The sequence below is a fragment of the Actinoplanes awajinensis subsp. mycoplanecinus genome, assembly GCF_001509495.1.
Lineage (GTDB): Bacteria > Actinomycetota > Actinomycetes > Mycobacteriales > Micromonosporaceae > Actinoplanes > Actinoplanes palleronii.
This window is the reverse complement of sequence record NZ_LLZH01000288.1, coordinates 39,812-55,751: the sequence shown is the minus strand read 5'-3', so window position 1 is coordinate 55,751 and position 15,940 is coordinate 39,812. Positions and strand designations below refer to the sequence as shown.

The 15,940-nt window shown below is 71.9% G+C and carries 15 protein-coding genes; 10 read left to right on the top strand and 5 right to left on the bottom strand.

Features of this window, described 5'->3' with window-relative positions:
- Window positions 1-4 precede the first annotated feature (4 nt).
- Window positions 5-1,462, top strand: a complete 1,458-nt coding sequence (locus ADL15_RS31900; protein WP_232344628.1) for an RAD55 family ATPase — start codon at window positions 5-7, stop codon at window positions 1,460-1,462.
- Between the two features lie 13 nt (window positions 1,463-1,475).
- Here ADL15_RS31900 and ADL15_RS31895 read toward each other — a convergent pair whose 3' ends face one another.
- Genes ADL15_RS31895 through ADL15_RS31885 form a run of 3 tightly spaced genes read right to left on the bottom strand, consistent with a single transcriptional unit; the run spans window position 1,476 to window position 3,901 of the window.
- Window positions 1,476-1,874, bottom strand: coding sequence for a GNAT family N-acetyltransferase (locus ADL15_RS31895; protein ID WP_067698914.1), 399 nt, complete (start codon window positions 1,872-1,874; stop codon window positions 1,476-1,478).
- Window positions 1,875-1,883: 9 nt separating this feature from the next.
- Complete coding sequence (locus ADL15_RS31890) at window positions 1,884-2,519, bottom strand: DUF7919 family protein (protein WP_067698913.1); 636 nt, start codon at window positions 2,517-2,519, stop codon at window positions 1,884-1,886.
- Complete coding sequence (locus tag ADL15_RS31885; RefSeq protein WP_232344626.1) at window positions 2,519-3,901, bottom strand: alpha-amylase family protein; 1,383 nt, start codon at window positions 3,899-3,901, stop codon at window positions 2,519-2,521. The genes ADL15_RS31890 and ADL15_RS31885 overlap by 1 nt, the downstream gene beginning before the upstream one ends.
- Before the next feature lie 59 nt (window positions 3,902-3,960).
- Between ADL15_RS31885 and ADL15_RS31880 the strand changes: the two genes are divergently transcribed.
- Together ADL15_RS31880 and ADL15_RS55790 are read left to right on the top strand one after the other, a co-directional pair.
- Complete coding sequence (locus tag ADL15_RS31880; RefSeq protein ID WP_232344614.1) at window positions 3,961-4,491, top strand: phospholipase; 531 nt, start codon at window positions 3,961-3,963, stop codon at window positions 4,489-4,491.
- Window positions 4,492-4,569: 78 nt separating this feature from the next.
- Window positions 4,570-6,051, top strand: coding sequence for a protein kinase domain-containing protein (locus ADL15_RS55790; RefSeq protein ID WP_232344612.1), 1,482 nt, complete (start codon window positions 4,570-4,572; stop codon window positions 6,049-6,051).
- 17 nt (window positions 6,052-6,068) lie between these two features.
- Here ADL15_RS55790 and ADL15_RS31870 read toward each other — a convergent pair whose 3' ends face one another.
- Entirely contained in the window at window positions 6,069-6,332 is a 264-nt protein-coding gene (locus ADL15_RS31870; protein WP_067698954.1) for a hypothetical protein, read from the bottom strand.
- 134 nt (window positions 6,333-6,466) lie between these two features.
- Here ADL15_RS31870 and ADL15_RS31865 point away from each other — a divergent pair, with 134 nt between their 5' ends.
- The gene (locus ADL15_RS31865; protein WP_067698911.1) at window positions 6,467-7,264 is read left to right on the top strand and encodes an aminoglycoside N(3)-acetyltransferase; all 798 of its coding nucleotides are present in this window, start codon (window positions 6,467-6,469) and stop codon (window positions 7,262-7,264) included.
- A 1-nt stretch (window position 7,265) separates the two neighbouring features.
- On the opposite strand, the gene ADL15_RS31860 is transcribed toward ADL15_RS31865, so the two are convergent.
- Window positions 7,266-8,300 (bottom strand): iron-siderophore ABC transporter substrate-binding protein, encoded by a 1,035-nt coding sequence (locus ADL15_RS31860; RefSeq protein WP_157441723.1) that lies wholly within the window; start codon window positions 8,298-8,300, stop codon window positions 7,266-7,268.
- A 93-nt stretch (window positions 8,301-8,393) separates the two neighbouring features.
- On the opposite strand from ADL15_RS31860, the gene ADL15_RS31855 reads away from it, so the two are divergent.
- The 6 genes from ADL15_RS31855 (at window position 8,394) to ADL15_RS31830 (ending at window position 15,457) form a co-directional block, all read left to right on the top strand.
- Window positions 8,394-8,981: a hypothetical protein gene (locus ADL15_RS31855; RefSeq protein ID WP_067698907.1), complete on the top strand. Its 588-nt coding sequence runs from the start codon at window positions 8,394-8,396 to the stop codon at window positions 8,979-8,981.
- A 27-nt stretch (window positions 8,982-9,008) separates the two neighbouring features.
- Window positions 9,009-10,049, top strand: a complete 1,041-nt coding sequence (locus ADL15_RS31850) for a FecCD family ABC transporter permease (protein ID WP_067698905.1) — start codon at window positions 9,009-9,011, stop codon at window positions 10,047-10,049.
- Window positions 10,046-11,065: a FecCD family ABC transporter permease gene (locus ADL15_RS31845; protein WP_198171100.1), complete on the top strand. Its 1,020-nt coding sequence runs from the start codon at window positions 10,046-10,048 to the stop codon at window positions 11,063-11,065. The genes ADL15_RS31850 and ADL15_RS31845 overlap by 4 nt, the downstream gene beginning before the upstream one ends.
- Window positions 11,062-11,886 carry an ABC transporter ATP-binding protein gene (locus ADL15_RS31840; protein WP_067698900.1) on the top strand — a complete coding sequence of 275 codons (825 nt, stop codon included), beginning with the start codon at window positions 11,062-11,064 and terminating at the stop codon, window positions 11,884-11,886. The genes ADL15_RS31845 and ADL15_RS31840 overlap by 4 nt, the downstream gene beginning before the upstream one ends.
- On the top strand, window positions 11,883-13,514 hold the full coding sequence (locus tag ADL15_RS31835) for an ABC transporter ATP-binding protein (protein WP_067698899.1): 1,632 nt from the start codon (window positions 11,883-11,885) through the stop codon (window positions 13,512-13,514). Before ADL15_RS31840 ends, ADL15_RS31835 begins: the two co-directional genes overlap by 4 nt.
- Before the next feature lie 137 nt (window positions 13,515-13,651).
- On the top strand, window positions 13,652-15,457 hold the full coding sequence (locus ADL15_RS31830; RefSeq protein WP_394326961.1) for an ABC transporter ATP-binding protein: 1,806 nt from the start codon (window positions 13,652-13,654) through the stop codon (window positions 15,455-15,457).
- The last annotated feature ends 483 nt before the right edge of the window (window positions 15,458-15,940 follow it).

The window sequence follows — 15,940 nt, the reverse complement described above, 5'->3', positions numbered from 1 at the left end:
CCGGATGTCGACAGGGCTGGCAGATCTCGACCTGGTGCTCGGCGGCGGTCTCGACCGCGGGTCGGTGATCGTCGTCGCCGGGCCGCCCGGCGCCGGCAAGACCATCATGGCGCAGCAGATCTGCTTCGCGAACGCCACCCCGGAGCACAAGGCCATCTACTACACGACCCTGTCGGAGCCGCACAGCAAGCTCGTCGACCATCTGAGCGGGTTCGACTTCTTCGAACCGGAGCACCTCGGCACCCGGGTCGAGTACGTCCACCTCGGTGACATGTTGCGCCACAGCGCCGAGCACGACCTCACTCCGCTGGTCGACGAGGTGGTCCGCAAGTCCTTCGACGACCAACCGGCCGTGGTGGTCATCGACAGCGTGAAGATGCTGCGTGACTTCGTCAGCGAGCACGACCTGCGGATGGCGCTCTACGACCTGAACAGCCGGGTCGCCCAGGCCGGCACGGTCCTGTTGCTGCTCGGCGAGTACACCGCCGAGGAGATGCTCACCGGGGTGGAGTTCGCCCTGGCCGACGGCATCCTGCAACTGTCCTACGAGCCCCGGGAGCCGATCGACCGGCGCGGGCTCCGCGTGATCAAGATGCGCGGTGCCGCCCACCTGGCCGGCGCGCACACGATTCACATCACCGGCGCCGGTTTCGAGGTGCACCCCCGGATCGAGTCGATGCTCCCGCCGGAGGTGGTCCCGGAGAAGGGCCGGATCCCGAGCGGCATCAACGGCCTCGACACACTGATGGACGGCGGGATTCCCCGCACCGACGCGACACTGCTGCTCGGCCCGTCCGGCGTCGGCAAGACCATCGCCGGGCTCCGCTTCATCGCCGAGGGAATCACCCAGGGCGAACGATGCCTGTACATCAGCTTCCAGGACACCGCCGACCAACTGCTCACCACGGCGGAGAAGTTCGGCTGGGACCTGCAGGCCGCCCGGAACGACGGCCGGCTCGTGATCTCCCATGTGCCGATGGGCAACCTCGACCTCGACGGCCTGTCGTCGGTCACCCGCCACGGGCTGGCCGACGGCACGACCCGCCGGATCGTGATCGACAGCCTGGCCGAGATGGTCAACGCGGCCCGCGAGACCGAACGCTTCCCGGCCTACCTGCGCAATCTGCTCGGCCTGATCCGCACCTCGGGCGCCTCGCTGTGGGTGACCAGCGAGACCCGGACCTTCGGCCCGATCACCGAGCCGTTGGTCGGGCTGATGTTCCTGTTCCAGAACGTCATCCAGATCCGCTACATCGAGCTCTGCGACGGGGTGGGGCGGGCAGTCAACGTCGTGAAGATGCGCAACAGCCGGCACGACCAGGGCATCCACGCCTGCGACCTGACCGACGAAGGCTTGCAGATCGAGGACAAGTACGACGCGGTCACCGGCATCCTGGGCTGGAGCACCCTGCGCGCCTGCGCCAAGCCCGTGTCCGTCGACGGGTGCGGCCACAAGAGCTGACGGCACCCGCCGGTCAGAGCGCGATCAGCCCGGCCGGCGTGCTCCGGAAGCCGCCCTGCTCCAGGTAGAAGTGCTCGAGGTGCGGCTCGAAGTCGACGTGCAGCCACTCGCAGCCGGCCGCGCGGGACTCGTCGACCGCCGCCGTCACCAGCATGATCCCGATCCCCCGACGCTGCTGGTCCGGGTCGACGGCGGTGTCCAGCAGGAACGCGTGCGCACCACCGTCCCAGCAGACCTGGATGAACCCGACCAGCCGGTCGCCGTCGAAGGCACCGATCCAGGTGAGCGCGTGCCGTTCCAGCCGCGCGGCCCACGGCCGCACCGCGGCCGGGTCACTGCCGAACGCCCGGGCGTGCAGCCCGCTCAGCTCCCGATCGTCCACCGGAAACCGCGGAACCAGCTGAATCGTCACCCGAGCAGGCTATCGCCCGTTCTGTTCCGCCTGGGCGAGGTCGATCCCGTGCCGGACCCCGGGATCAAGGGTTGCCGGGTCCAGGTCGTCCAGGTAGCCCAGCGGGACGAAGCCGGCCAGCGCGCGACCGAGGTCGATGCCCGTGAGGACGAGCAGCTCACCGCCGGCCCGCATGACCTGGATCAGCGCGTCGAAGGCCCGGCGATCGAGCCAGTTCCCGAGCTCCTCGACCGCTGCGGCCCGCCACCCGACGTCCGCCGCTTCGTCCAGGAGCAGGGCGCACAGCTGCTCGGCGCGCCGGTCCCACTGCGGCGGCGGGGCCTCCAGCAGGTCCGGGGGCGGCCGGTACCCGTGCTGTTCGGCGTAGTGCACGATCATCATGGGTGCGGCGTAGATCCGCCCGTCCGGCAGGTAGTAGTGGTACTCGCCGTTGCCGTCGGCCGCCAGGCAGAACTCGCAGGTGTGCCAGCCGAGGCAGAGGCTGACGATCCGCCGGGACCGGGTCCGGAGCTGGTCCAGCTCGCCGGCGGTCAGGGGTGCGTCCGTTCCGCCCTGCACGCCGTACTCCGGGCCCAGCCAGCCGACCGTGAGCATGGGCAGCGGCGCGCTCAGGTACGTGTACGGCGTCAGGTCGAGGTCCTCCATCAGGCGGGTTCGAGCACCGACCAGCCGGGGCCGGGGACTGACGTGCCGTGGTCGGTGCCGTCGTGGGAGGACACCACGTGCAGCGGGCCGCTCGTGGTCACGTCGAAGTCGTAGGGTTCGGTCGCCGCGTTGAGCAGGACGATCAGGCGGTGGGCGCCGTCCGGCGCGACCGATTCGTACGCTAACTGCTTGTTGGTGACCACCAACTTCCTGGTCGTGGCGCGGTGCAGCCACGGGTGCCGCCGGCGCAGACCGATCAGTTGCTGGTGCAGGTGGTAGGTCGGCCAGCCGTAGGCGGCGAGGTCGGCCGGCGCGGGCGGGAACGGCGGGCGGACCTCGTCGTCGCCGAACTCACGGTCCCGCTTGACGCCCTGGAACGCCTGCTCGTCGCCGGCGTAGACGCTCGGCACGCCGCCGACGGTGAACAGCACGGCCAGCGCCAGGCCCAGGTGCCGCGGCTCGGTCAGCGCGCTGGCCAACCGGGTCACGTCGTGGTTGCCGACGAAGGTCATCGGGGCGAACGTCGCGGAGAACGTGTCGTGGCGTTCCAGCGCCCAGGCCAGCTCGAAGAAGTTCAGGTCGTTGAGGCTGCTCCAGATCGCCTTCCAGAGCTCGTACTGGGTGACCGAGTCGAGGCCGCCGTCGCTCACCCAGGCCGGGTAGTCGCCGTGCAGCACCTCGCCGACGAACCAGGCGTCCGGGTGCTTCTCCCGGGCCCGGCCGACCGCGGCGTGCCAGAACGGCAACGGGACCGCATAGGCGGCGTCCAGTCGCCAGCCGTCGATGCCGAAGTCCAGCCAGTGCCGCAGCACCTCGGCGACGTAGTCGACCACCGCCGGCTCGTCGTGGTTGAGCGCGACCAGGTGCCGGTGCCCCTCGAAGTCGGCGTAGCCGAAACCGTCCGGGCCATCACCATCAAAATCAAGGCGAAACCAATTTTTGTACGACGATGAGCGCCCGTTCGCCAGCACATCGCGGAACGGTCCGAAGTCCCGGCCGACATGGTTGAACACGCCGTCGAACAGCACCCGGATCCCGCGCCGGCGGCACTCGTCGAGCAGCCGTCGCAGGTCGTCCTCGGTGCCCAGCCGCGGGTCGACGCGGAGGTGGTCGACGGTGTCGTAGCCGTGCGTGGCGGAGGCGAAGACCGGGCCCAGGGCGAGGCCGTTGCACCCGAGCTCGACCAGGTAGTCCAGCCACGGCTCGAACGCGCGCAACCGTGGCACGGCGGGTGCGCCGGGTGGCAGCGCGTCACGTTCGGCACCCAGGAACGTCAATGGGTGGGCATGCCACCACACCACGTGCTCGACCCAGCCGGTCATCGAGATCAACACCTCCGGCGCCCACGGTACGCGCCGCCGCACGTACGGGTCGGATTCCACGCCGGTGGCAAACACTGACGGTAACCGATGCCTGCGATCCCCGGGCACGGCGAGACTGGGTGGCCCTTCGTCACCGGGAGGTCCGGTTGTCCGTACGCCGCAGTCTCGCCGCCCTGACCACCGTCGCCGCCGTCACCCTCGGCCTCACCGGTCCCGCCTACGCCGCGACCGCCACCGACCGGCTCACCGTCCTCGCCTCGTTCACCCAGACCGGTGCCGGCAGCTACCAGGACTGGAACGCGGCCCGGCAGAATCGCGACGAGTGGGCGGACTACCACTTCGACTGGGGCACCGACTACTGCTCGGCCAGCCCCGACCGGCCGCTCGGCTACGACTTCCACCTGGCCTGCTGGCGGCACGACTTCGGCTACCGCAACTACAAGGACGCGGGCGCGTTCACCCCGGCCGCCAAGGACCGGATCGACGTGGCGCTCTACGCCGACCTCAAGCGCAAGTGCGCGACCTACGCCGTCGCGGCCCGGCCGCCCTGCTACACCCTGGCCTGGGTCTACTACCGCGCCGTGGTGATCTTCGGCTTCCTCGGCCCGATCAACCCGGACGAGGTGGTGAGCGCGGGCGGCGCCGGATAGGAAAACAGCACCCATCCACGGCCGTCGCGGCTCCGAATACCCGAAGAGCGAGGGATTCGGAGAGTGGTGATGGCCGGCGTGGACAGGACCGACGATCGGGTGGGCGGACGGTACCGGCTCCTCGAAGTGATCGGCACGGGCGGGATGGGCCGGGTCTGGCGGGGCGAGGACGATCTGCTGCTGCGTACCGTCGCGGTAAAGGAGATCCGGGTGCCGTCCGAGGCCCGGCTCGTCGCACAGGTGATGCGCGAGGCCCGGGCGGCGGCCCGGCTCGACCACCCCGGCGTGGTGAAGGTCTTCGACGTGGTGTGGCGGCAGGGCCACTGCTGGATCGTGATGGAGTACGTCGAGTCCCGGTCGCTGCACCGGGTCGTGCAGGACGACGGGCTGCTGTCGTACGACAAAGCCGCTCAGATCGGCCTGCAGATGCTCGCGGCCTTGCGGGCCGCACATGACGCCGGGGTGCTGCACCGTGACATCAAACCGGACAACGTGCTGCTCACGGACGACGGCCGGGTGGTACTCACCGACTTCGGGCTGGCCACCCTGGGCGACACGGACACCGGGCCGGATCCGCGGCTGGGCTCGCCCAGCTACATCGCGCCGGAGCGGCTGGAGACCGGCGACGCCGGTGTCCCGTCCGACCTGTGGTCGTTCGGCGCGACGCTCTACGCGGCCGTCGAGGGCCGGGCGCCGCACGGCCGGGGCGACGCCGCGGCCACCATCCGCGCGCTGCTCACCGAGCCGCCGGACCCGCCGGAGCTGGCCGGGCCGCTCGCCCCGCTGCTGCTCGACCTGCTCCGCCGCGATCCGGAGCAGCGCCCCTCGTCCGCCGAGGTGGAGTCGCGCCTCCGCGCGATCATGGACGGCCCGCCCGCGGTCCGGCGCGCCCGCAAGCCGTACCGGGGCCGGCTCGTGCTGGCCGGCAGCGCCCTGCTGGTGCTCGCCGGCGGCGGTGCCGCGCTGGCCGCCAGCCGCCAGGGCCCGGACCAGCAGGTACGGGTCGTCGCGCCGCCCGCGGCACCGGCCGCCCTGGTGGCGTCGCCCCTCGACGCCTGCGGTTTCGGCGCCGACCCGCGGCCGGTCGTCGCGGCCACCACGTTCGCGCCGGCCGGGCTGCCGAAGGGCTGGATCTGGTTCCGGGACCCGTCCGGGTTCGCGCTCGGTCTGCCGGCCGGGTGGCAGCGCTCGACCAGCGGCAACGAGGTCTGTTTCAGCGATGCGCAGGGGCGCCGGGCGTTCAGCGTGAACGTCTCGCCGGTGGTCACCCAGCGGCCGCTGGCGTACTGGCAGGGCCGGGAGAAGGCCGCGCGGACCGCCGGGACGCTGCCCGGGTACGAGCGGATCAGCATGGGAGTGCTGCTGCTCAAGCGTGGCGCCGCGGACTGGGAGTACACCTGGCGGCCCGACTCGGACACCGTCCGGCACGAGCGCCGGGTGCTGGTGGCGGTCACCGATCAGCGCTCCTACCTGCTGCGCTGGACGGCCGCCGACGCCGACTGGACCGCGTCGCTCCCCCAGCAACGACAGATGCTCGACCTGTTCGCCTCAGCCCGCTGAGCCGTCGGCACCCAGCGTCAGCCCGCTGAGTCGTCCGGAACCGACATCGGGTGGCGCTCGTCGTCGCGGATCGCGAGACGTTCCAGAGCCCGCCGGTACTGCCCGCACGTGATCTCCCGGCGGATCACCTGACCGGCCAGCACACCCTCGAGGCTGACCGGAGCCGGCAGCGGCTCCGGCGGCGCGGCGGGAGCCGGCGACGAGGACGACGCGGCGACCGGCCAGATCGCCCACACGCCGGTGGCGACCGCGGCCAGCCACAACAGCACCACGATGACCATCGCCACCTCCTTCCATCGATATCATCCTGATCCCGCGGGGTCTTGGCCAGCAGGGTCGTTGGTCCTTTCCCGATCTCCCGGTACGTGCCGAAAGTAGCGAGCGCGGACCAGCCGGTCATCGACATACTTGCCCGGTGACTCAGGATCAACCCCATACCGCCGCCTCGCTCGCCGACGATCTGCGCAGCCTCGGGCTCGCGGCCGGCGACACCGTCCTGGTGCACACCTCGGTGCGGGCGATCGGGTTCGTGGCCGGCGGGGTGCAGGCGGTGGTGCAGGCCCTGCTCGACGTGCTCGGGCGCAAGGGCACCCTGGTCGTACCGACGCACACACCGTCCAACACCGACCCGGTGGACTGGAGCAAACCGCCGGTGCCGGCCGACTGGTGGCCGATCATCCGCGCGCAGAGTCCCGGGTTCGATCCGCTGCGCACCCCGAGTCAGTGGGTGGGGATCCTGCCGGAGACGGTGCGCTGCTGGCCTGGCGCCCGGCGCAGCGAGCATCCGCAGGTGTCGTTCGCCGCGCTCGGGGCGCGGGCGACGGCGATGACCGACGACCATCCGCTGGACGAGCCGTTCGGCGAACGGTCGCCGGTGGGGGCGGTCTACCGTTCGTACGGAAAAGTCTTGTTGCTCGGATGCGGGCACCACCGCAACTCGTCGCTGCATCTGGCGGAGAGCCGGCAGGAGCTGGCGCCGATGGCCGACTACGGCTCGTCGGTGCGGGGGCGCGACGGCACGGCCTACTGGGCGACCTGGGTCGCGGCGGATCAGGACGTGAGCGATTTCGATGAAATTGGCGCGGCCTTCGAGGCGACCGGCGCGGTCACGGTCGGGACGGTCGGTGAGGCCGAGGCCCGGCTGATGCCGCAACGCGAGCTGGTCGACTTCGCCACCGGGTGGATGGGAAGCCGACCAGGGAAGACGCTCTGACTCAGCTCGCGCGCTGCACCGCGGTGGCCGGGTCGCCGTCGACCGCGGCGGACAGCTGCGGGACCAGCTTGTCCAGCAGGAACGGCAGGCTCAGCACGGTGATGAACGAGGTGGCCCCGCCGACCAGCTCACCGTTCTCCAGGTAGATGTCCCGGCCCTCGGTGGTGACACCGAGCTTGGCGTAGAGCGGGTCGGCCTGGACCTTCGCCTTGTCCTTGGCGTACGCGTCGACCAGCCAGATCAGCAGGTCGGTGTCGAGCATGTCGGTGCGTTCCTTGGACAGGTTCGCGCCGAACTCCTTGCCGGTCACCTCGGCCAGGCCGGCCGGGAGCGTGAAGCCCAGGTCGGTCAGGAACCGGGCGCGCGGGTCCTGCGGGCCGTAGACGTAGTAACCCTCCCAGGTCATCGCCATCATGCCGGTCTTGCCGGCGAACTCCGGGTGCGCCTGGCGGACCGCGGCGAACGTCGCCTCGGTGTCGGTGACCAGCTTCTCCGCCTGGTCCTTGCGCCCGACGGCGGCGCCGACCGTACGGGTCAGGTCCTGCCAGCCGACGCCGTAGTCGACGGTGTCCTTGGGCTGCGCGACGGTCGGCGCGATCTTCGACAGGGTGGCGTAGTCCTCGGCGGTCAGTCCGGAATAGATCGCCAGGATCAGGTCCGGGCGCAGCGCCGCGACCTTCTCGAACTGGACGCCGTCGGTGCTGGTCAGCACCTGCGGCTTGGGCGCCGAGCCGAGCGCGGCCTCGGCCCACGGCCAGATCGCGCCGGGCTTCTCGCCGAACCACTCGGTGGTCGCGGTCGGCACGACTCCGAGCGCGAGCAGGGCGTCCTGCTCGACCAGGCCGACCGTGACGATCCGCTTCGGCTCGGCCGCGACGGTGGTGGTGCCGAACTTGTGCTCCAGCGAGACCGGGAACCCGGTGGCGCCGGCCGCCGACGAGGACGAGGGTTCGGCCGTGTCGTTGGCGGAGTTGGGGCCGCAACCGGCCACGAGAAGGATGACCCCGGCCGTGGCCAGGGAGAGGAGTCGCCGCACGGCAGATCCCTTTCTGAACTGAGAGGACTGCAGTGTAGGTTAGGCTTACCTTCCTAACTCACTCCGGTGTGCCGGATGCGCCATCATGGCCGGATGACCGCTGTGGACGAACTCCGCGAGAAGGTCGGGCTGTTCCGGCGGCTCGCCGCCGAACACGACCTCGACGTGCGCATCGAGGACCCGGTCGAGCTGCCGGAGATCCCGGGCTGCCCGCCGGGACTGCGGGCGGCGTTCAGCGACTTCAGCCTGGCCGAGGGGACGTTCTTCCGGTTCCGGGTGCCGCCGGCCATCCTCGACGCCCGGGCCTGGGCCGAGCGGCCGATCCTCGACTACCTCCCGGTCGACCCGGTGACCATCGGCCACGAGCTGTGGCGGGCGCGGGCGATGGGCGGCGACCGCATCCTCGAGGGCGAGGGCATCAGCGTGGACCCGGAGCAGGGCGACGTCTACTACGCCGACACGGACACCTGGCTGAGGTTCAGCGAGGGGTACGACGGGGATTTCGAGGCCGAGGACCTCGCCCCCGACGTGCCCACGTTCTTCACCGAGTACGTCTTCGGCCCCCGCTATCCGGAACTGGTGACGCTCGTCCTCGGCGCGGGCGCACCGGAGCACCGCGACTCCTGGCTGCGGCTGTTGCGGACCGCCGGCGTACTGCCGTCGACTGGACGTGTAGGTTAGCCTCACCTTACTGACGGGGCGGGGTGCATGGAGTCCACGTTGACGCAGGTCACCGACGTACCATCGGTGGCCTCGGCCCGCGCGGCCAAACGCTGGATCAGTCTCGGCATCGGGGCGGCCGTGCTCGCCACGGCGATCGTGCTGAGCGTCGCGGTCGGCAGCCGCACCCTCGGCCCGGGCATCGTCTGGCAGGTGCTGTGGCACCCGGACGACAGCGCGGCGTCGGACATCGTCCACCAGCTGCGGCTCCCCCGGACCCTGCTCGGCATCGGGGTCGGCGCCGCGCTCGGGCTGGCCGGCACGGTCATGCAGGCACTCACCCGCAACCCGCTCGCCGAACCCGGCCTGCTCGGTGTCAGCCTCGGCGCGTCGACCGGCGTGGTGGTCGCGGTCGCGTTCCTCGGGATCGGCTCGGCCACCGGCTACGTCTGGTTCGCGTTCATCGGCGCGGCGCTCGTCTCGGCGGCGGTGTTCGGGCTCGGCGGTTCCGGCCGGGTCACCCCGGAACGCCTGGTGCTCGCCGGGGTCAGCCTCACCTCGGTGCTCGGCGCGATCATCTGGGCGGTGCTGGTCACCAACCGGGCGGCGTTCGACAGGTACCGGCACTGGGACGTCGGCTCGCTGGCCGACCGGGAACGCGACACCCTGGTGCAGCTCGCGCCGTTCCTGCTCGTCGGGGTGCTGGTCGCGCTGGCACTGGGCCGGCAGCTGAACGCGCTGAGCCTCGGTGACGAGTCGGCGGCCGCGCTCGGCGCGCACCCGGGACGGATCCGCGCGCTCGGCATCCTCGCGGTCACCCTGCTCTGCGGGGCGGCCACCGCGGCGTGCGGCCCGATCTGGTTCCTCGGGCTGGCCGTGCCGTACGCGGCCCGGTTGCTCGCCGGCGCCGACCTGCGCTGGATCCTGGCCTACTCGCTGATCCTCGGGCCGGCCCTGCTGCTCGCCTCGGACGTGCTGGGCCGGGTGCTCGTCGCGCCGGCCGAACTGCCGGTCGGGGTGGTCACCGCGTTCCTCGGCGCTCCCCTGTTCATCGCGCTGTGCCGCCGGCGGAAACTGAGCGAGCTGTGATCACCCTCCGGGCCGGCGGCCTCTCGATCCGGGTGCACCCGCGCTCGCTGGCCGTCGGCGCCGTCCTGCTGCTGATCGCGCTCGCCGTCGCCCTGGTCAACCTGACCACCGGCGACTTCCCGGTGCCGGTCGCCGACGTGCTGCGCAGCCTGGGCGGCCGGGGTGACGCCGGCACCGACTTCATCGTCTACCAGCTGCGCCTGCCCCGGGTGCTGACCACGCTGCTGGTCGGTGCGGCCCTGGGCGCCAGCGGCACGGTCTTCCAGGGACTGACCCGCAACCCGCTGGGCAGCCCGGACTTCGCCGGCCTGACCGTCGGCGCGGCGTCCGGGGCGCTGATCGTGATGCTGGTCCTGGGCGGCGGCGGGGTCCAGGTGGCGGCCGGCGCGATCATCGGCTGCGTGGTCACCTCGGTGGTGATCTACCTGCTCGCGTTCCGGCGCGGCACCCAGCCGTTCCGCCTGGTGCTGATGGGCATCGGGGTGTCCGCGCTGCTGGACGCGGCGAACTCGTACCTGATCTATCGCAGCCACCTGGACGAGGCGATCGCCGCGCAGGTCTGGCTGATCGGCAGCGTGAACGGGCGCACCTGGACCGAGGTGACCATCGTGGCCGTCACGGTGGTGGTGCTGCTGCCGCTGGTCCTCTACTACGGCCGGCACCTGACCATGCTGACGCTCGGCGACGAGATCGCGGTGCTGCACGGGGTGCCGGTGCAGCGCAGCCGCGCCGTGCTGGCCCTCGCCGCCGTCGGGCTGGCAGCCGGTGCGACCGCGGCGGCCGGTCCGATCGCGTTCGTCGCGCTGGCCGCGCCGCCGATCGCCGCCCGGCTGAGCCGTTCGCCGCGGGCCGGTGTGCTGCCCGCCGCGGCGATGGGTGCGGCGCTGCTGACCGCGGGCGACTGGGCCGCGCAGCACGCGCTGCCCGCCAACGACGTACCGGTGGGTATCGTCACGGCCGCCCTCGGCGGCGTCTATCTGTCCTGGTTGCTGTTCTTCCAACGGAGAAACCGATGATCGGCTCACGGCTACGGGCAGAAGATCTCACCCTGGGGTACGACGGACGGGTCGTCGCCGAGCACCTCGGCGTGCAGATCACCGACGGCTCGTTCACGGTGATCGTCGGCCCGAACGCGTGCGGCAAGTCCACCCTGCTCAAGGCCCTCGCCCGGATCCTGAAACCGCAGGCCGGCGCGGTGCACCTGGACGGCAAGGAGATCATGTCCTACCCGTCCAAGCACGTCGCCCGCCAGCTCGGCATGCTCCCGCAGTCACCGAGCGTGCCCGGCGGGATCGTGGTCGAGGAGCTCGTCGCCCGGGGCCGTTTCGCCCACCAGCGGATGCTCAAGCAGTGGTCCGCCGAGGACGAGGCCGCGGTCGCCGACGCGATGCGGCTGACCGAGGTGGCCGACCTGGCCGACCGGTTCGTCGACGAGCTCTCCGGCGGGCAGCGGCAGCGGGTCTGGCTGGCCATGGCCCTCGCCCAGCAGACCCCGATCCTGCTGCTCGACGAGCCGACCACGTTCCTCGATCTGTCCCACCAGTTCGAGGTGCTCGACCTCTGCGCGGAGCTGCACGAGGACGGCCGGACCGTGGTCGCGGTGCTGCACGACCTCAACCACGCCTGCCGCTACGCCACCGAGCTGATCGTGATGAAGGCCGGGACGGTGCTCGCGCAGGGCCCGCCCGCCGAGGTGATGACCGCGGAGCTGGTCGAGGAGGTCTTCGCGATGCCGTGCCGGGTGATCGACGACCCGGAGACCGGGACCCCGATGGTGGTTCCGGCCGACCGCCGGCGCCGGCGCCTCTCCCGTACGCGTCAAACGGCCACCGCGTGATCCGCAGCGCGCTCGCCCCGCAGCGCCGTGCCATCGCGCTGGGCACCCTGCTCGCCACGTCGTGGCAGGCCGGCGAGGCGGCCGTACCGTTCCTGATCGGTGTGATCATCGACCGCGCGGTGGCCGGCGGCGTCGGCGACCTGGCGCTCTGGCTGGGTGTGCTCGGCGCGGTCTACCTGGGACTCAGCTACAGCTTCCGGTATGCGGCCCGGAGCAGTGAACGCGCCTCCGAGCAGGCCGCGCACGACCTGCGGATGCGGGTCACTCAGCGGGTGCTGCACGACCGCGGCGGGGCCGAAACCGATCGGCTGCCCGGTGCGCTGGTGTCGGTCGCGACGGGTGACGCGGCCCGGGTCGGCGCGGTCGCCGTCGCGGTCATCTTCGGTATCGCCGCGGTCGGCGCGGTGCTGGTCGGGGCGGTGCTACTGCTGTCGGTGTCGCTGCCGCTGGGCCTGCTCGTGCTGCTCGGCACGCCACCGCTCATGGTGCTGACCCGGCTGATCGGCAAACCCCTCGAGACGCGCAGCGAGACCGAACAGGAACACGCCGCACAGGCGTCCGGGGTGGCCGCCGACCTGGTCGCCGGGCTCCGGGTGGTGAAGGGGTTGCGCGCCGAGCAGGCCGCGGTCGCCCGCTATCGGCAGCGCAGCCGGTCGGCGTTGATCGCCACGGTGCAGGCGGCGCGCGCCGAATCGGCGTACCAAAGTCTGGTTCTCAGTCTGAGCGGTCTGTTCCTCGCGGTGATCGCGGTGACCGGCGGCCTCCTCGCGGTCCGTGGCGACCTGACCGTCGGTCAGCTGATCTCGTCGGTCGGCCTGGCGCAGTTCCTGGTCGGGCCGATGTCGACGTTCGGCTGGGTGGGCGCGGACATCGCGCAGGGCCGCGCGTCGGCCCGCCGGATCGCGGCGGTTCTCGCGGCGCCCGAAGCGGTGCCGGGAGGCGAGGCCGTCCCGGTGATCCCGGCGTCAGGAGCTTTGCGGGTACGGGTGAGCACGCTCGATCTGACCGTCGCGCCCGGCGAGATGCTCGGCGTGGTGACCACCGATCCGGCCCTCGCCGTGGAACTGGTCCGGCTGCTCGGCCGCTCCCACGATCCCGCCGAGGGTGAGGTCACGCTGGACGGGGTGGCGCTGTCGTCGCTGGCACCGGCGGCCCTGCGCTCGGTGCTGCTGGCCACCGGCCACCACACGGACCTGTTCGACGGGACGCTGCGCGGGGCGATCTCGCTCTCCGGGCGTGCCTGTGCGGAGGTGGTGGACGCGGCGATGATCGCGGCCGACGCGGACGAGGTGGCCCGGTCGTTGCCGGACTCGGCTTTTGAGGCGCGCACGCTGTCCGGCGGGCAGCGGCAGCGGGTGGCGTTGGCCCGATCCCTCGCCGCGGAGCCTGCGGTGCTGGTGGTGCACGACCCGACGACCGCGGTGGACGCGGTGACCGAGGCGCGGATCGCGGGCCGGCTGCGCGGGATGCGGGCCGGGCGGACGACGGTGCTGGTGACGACGAGCCCGGCCCTGCTGGCCGTCGCTGATCGGGTGGTGCTGGTGGACGACGGGGCGGTGCGTGCTTCGGGCACACATCTGGAGCTGGTCGCCCGCGACGAGACCTACCGAGGAACGGTGCTGGCGTGACAACTCCGACTCCCCTACCGGCAGGCTCCGCACCGCCGGCCTCCTCCCCGGCCGACTCTTCACCGTCGGCGTCCGGGTTGGCAGGCTCTTCACCGTTGGCGTCCGCGCCGGCAGGCTCCTCATCGTCGGCGTCCTCGTTGGCGAGCCCCTCGCTGTCGAGCACAGCCTCTTTGTCGGATTTATCAGGACAAGTCTTGCTGCCGGTGGCTACCGGACGGCGGACTTTGGCGGAGCTTCGCCGCCTGCTGCGGCCGCAGCGTGGGCGGATGACCGTGGCGCTGGCGCTGCTGGTCGCCGGGACCGTCGCCGGCCTCGTCACCCCACCGCTGCTCGGCCGGATCGTCGACCTGGCGTCCAGCGGCGCGAGCACCGGCGCGATCGTGCTGATCGGCGCCGGGCTGGTGGCCGGCGCGCTCGGCGAGGCGATCCTGGCCGGCTGGGGCGTGGCACTGCTCGCTCAGGGCGCCGAGAGCATGCTGGCCTCGCTGCGGGAACGCTTCGTGGGCTCGGCGCTGCGCCTCCCCCTCGAACAGGTCGAACGCGCCGGCGCCGGCGACCTCACCTCCCGCGTCACCAACGACGTGGCGGCCATCGCCGAGGCGGCCCGCAGCGCCCTGCCCGAGTTCAGCCGCGCGATACTGACCATCGGGCTGACCCTCGCCGGGATGGCCGTCCTGGACTGGCGGTTTTTGATCGCCGCCCTGATCGCCGTGCCGGTGCAGGTGTACACGGTCCGCTGGTACACCCGCCGCGCCGGCCCGCTCTACGCCTCACAGCGGGTGGCGGTCGCGGCGCAGCAGCACCACCTGCTGGCGACGATCGACGGGGCGCGGACCATCCGGGCGTTCCGGATCGCCGACGAGCACCGCGCCCGGGTCGCGGCCAAGTCCCAGGAGGCCGTCGACCTGCTGCTGCGCGGGGTGGCGTTGCAGACCCGGTTCTACGCGCGGCTGCACGTGGCCGAGTTCGCCGGCTTGGCGGCGGTGCTGAGCACCGGCTTCTTCCTGGTACGCGCCGACGCCGTCTCGATCGGCACCGCCACCGCGGCGGCCCTGTACTTCCACGGCCTGTTCAACCCGATCAACGTAGCCCTGGCCCTGGTCGACGACGCCCAGGTAGCCGCGTCCGGCCTGAACCGCCTGGTCGGCGTCGCCGACCTGGCCGACTCTGCAACCGCACCGCCGGCCAACTCTGCAGCCGCACCGACCGGCGCACCGCAGGCCGGACCCGCAGCCGCACCGCCGGCCGTGCTGGTCTCGGGTCTCGGATTCTCCTATCGGGAGGATCGACCAGTGCTGTCCGATATCGATCTCACCATTGCACCGGGTGAGCGGGTCGCGGTGGTCGGCTCCACCGGCGCCGGCAAGACCACCCTGGCCAAGCTGATCGCCGGCGTGCACCAGCCGACGGCGGGCTCGGTCCGCGTGCCGGCCGGCGAGGTCGTGCTGATCACCCAGGAAGTGCACGTCTTCGCCGGACCGCTCGCCGACGACCTGCGCCTGGCCCGCCCGGCCGCGACCGACGACGAGGTCCGCGCCGCACTCACCGCGGTCGACGCCCTGACCTGGGTGGACCAGCTCCCCGAGGGGATGTCGACCGAGGTCGGCTCGGGCGGGCACACCGTGACCGCCGCGCAGGCGCAACAGCTGGCCTTCGCCCGGCTGATCCTGGCCGATCCCCCGGTCGCGATCCTCGACGAGGCCACCGCCGAGGCCGGCAGCGCCGGCGCCCGCCTGCTGGAACGAGTAGCCGCCACAGCCCTCTCCGGCCGAACCGCGGTGATCGTCGCCCACCGCCTCACCCAGGCAGCCGCCGCCGACCGCATCGTCGTCCTGGACGCCGGCCGCATCGTCGAACAGGGCACCCACCAGGAGCTGACCGCCCGCCCAGGCCCCTACGCCACCCTCTGGCAGGCCTGGTCCGACCAACGCCCACAACCCTGACCCCGCCGAAACCACGAACAACGCCCATCCCGGCGAGCACCCATCGTCGCAACAAGGACCGCGAGACCACCATGAACGCTCGCCGGGTCCGTGCGGCTGCCGCTCACGGTCACCAGCAGAGCGTCAATCCCGGCCGATATCCGATTTATCCAGGCGTGTCGGCGGGCATCACGCCAGACGCGATACCGCCGGTCAGGACCAGCTGAACCCCGCCCACCAACTCAGCCCTGACCCATAAACGGCCACCACAACCAGCCCAGCCCGACGAGCTGGCCCTGACAGCCCTTAAACCGGCCCCATAACGGCCGCCACGCCCAGCCCTGCCCGACGAGCTGGTCCTAACGGCCCATAACCCGGCCCCATAACGGCCACCATGACCAGCCCGGCCCTACGAGCTGGCCCTGACGGCCCATAAACCCGACCTATAACGGCCACCACGACCAGCCCGGCCCGACGGGCTGGACCTGACGGCCCGTAAACCCG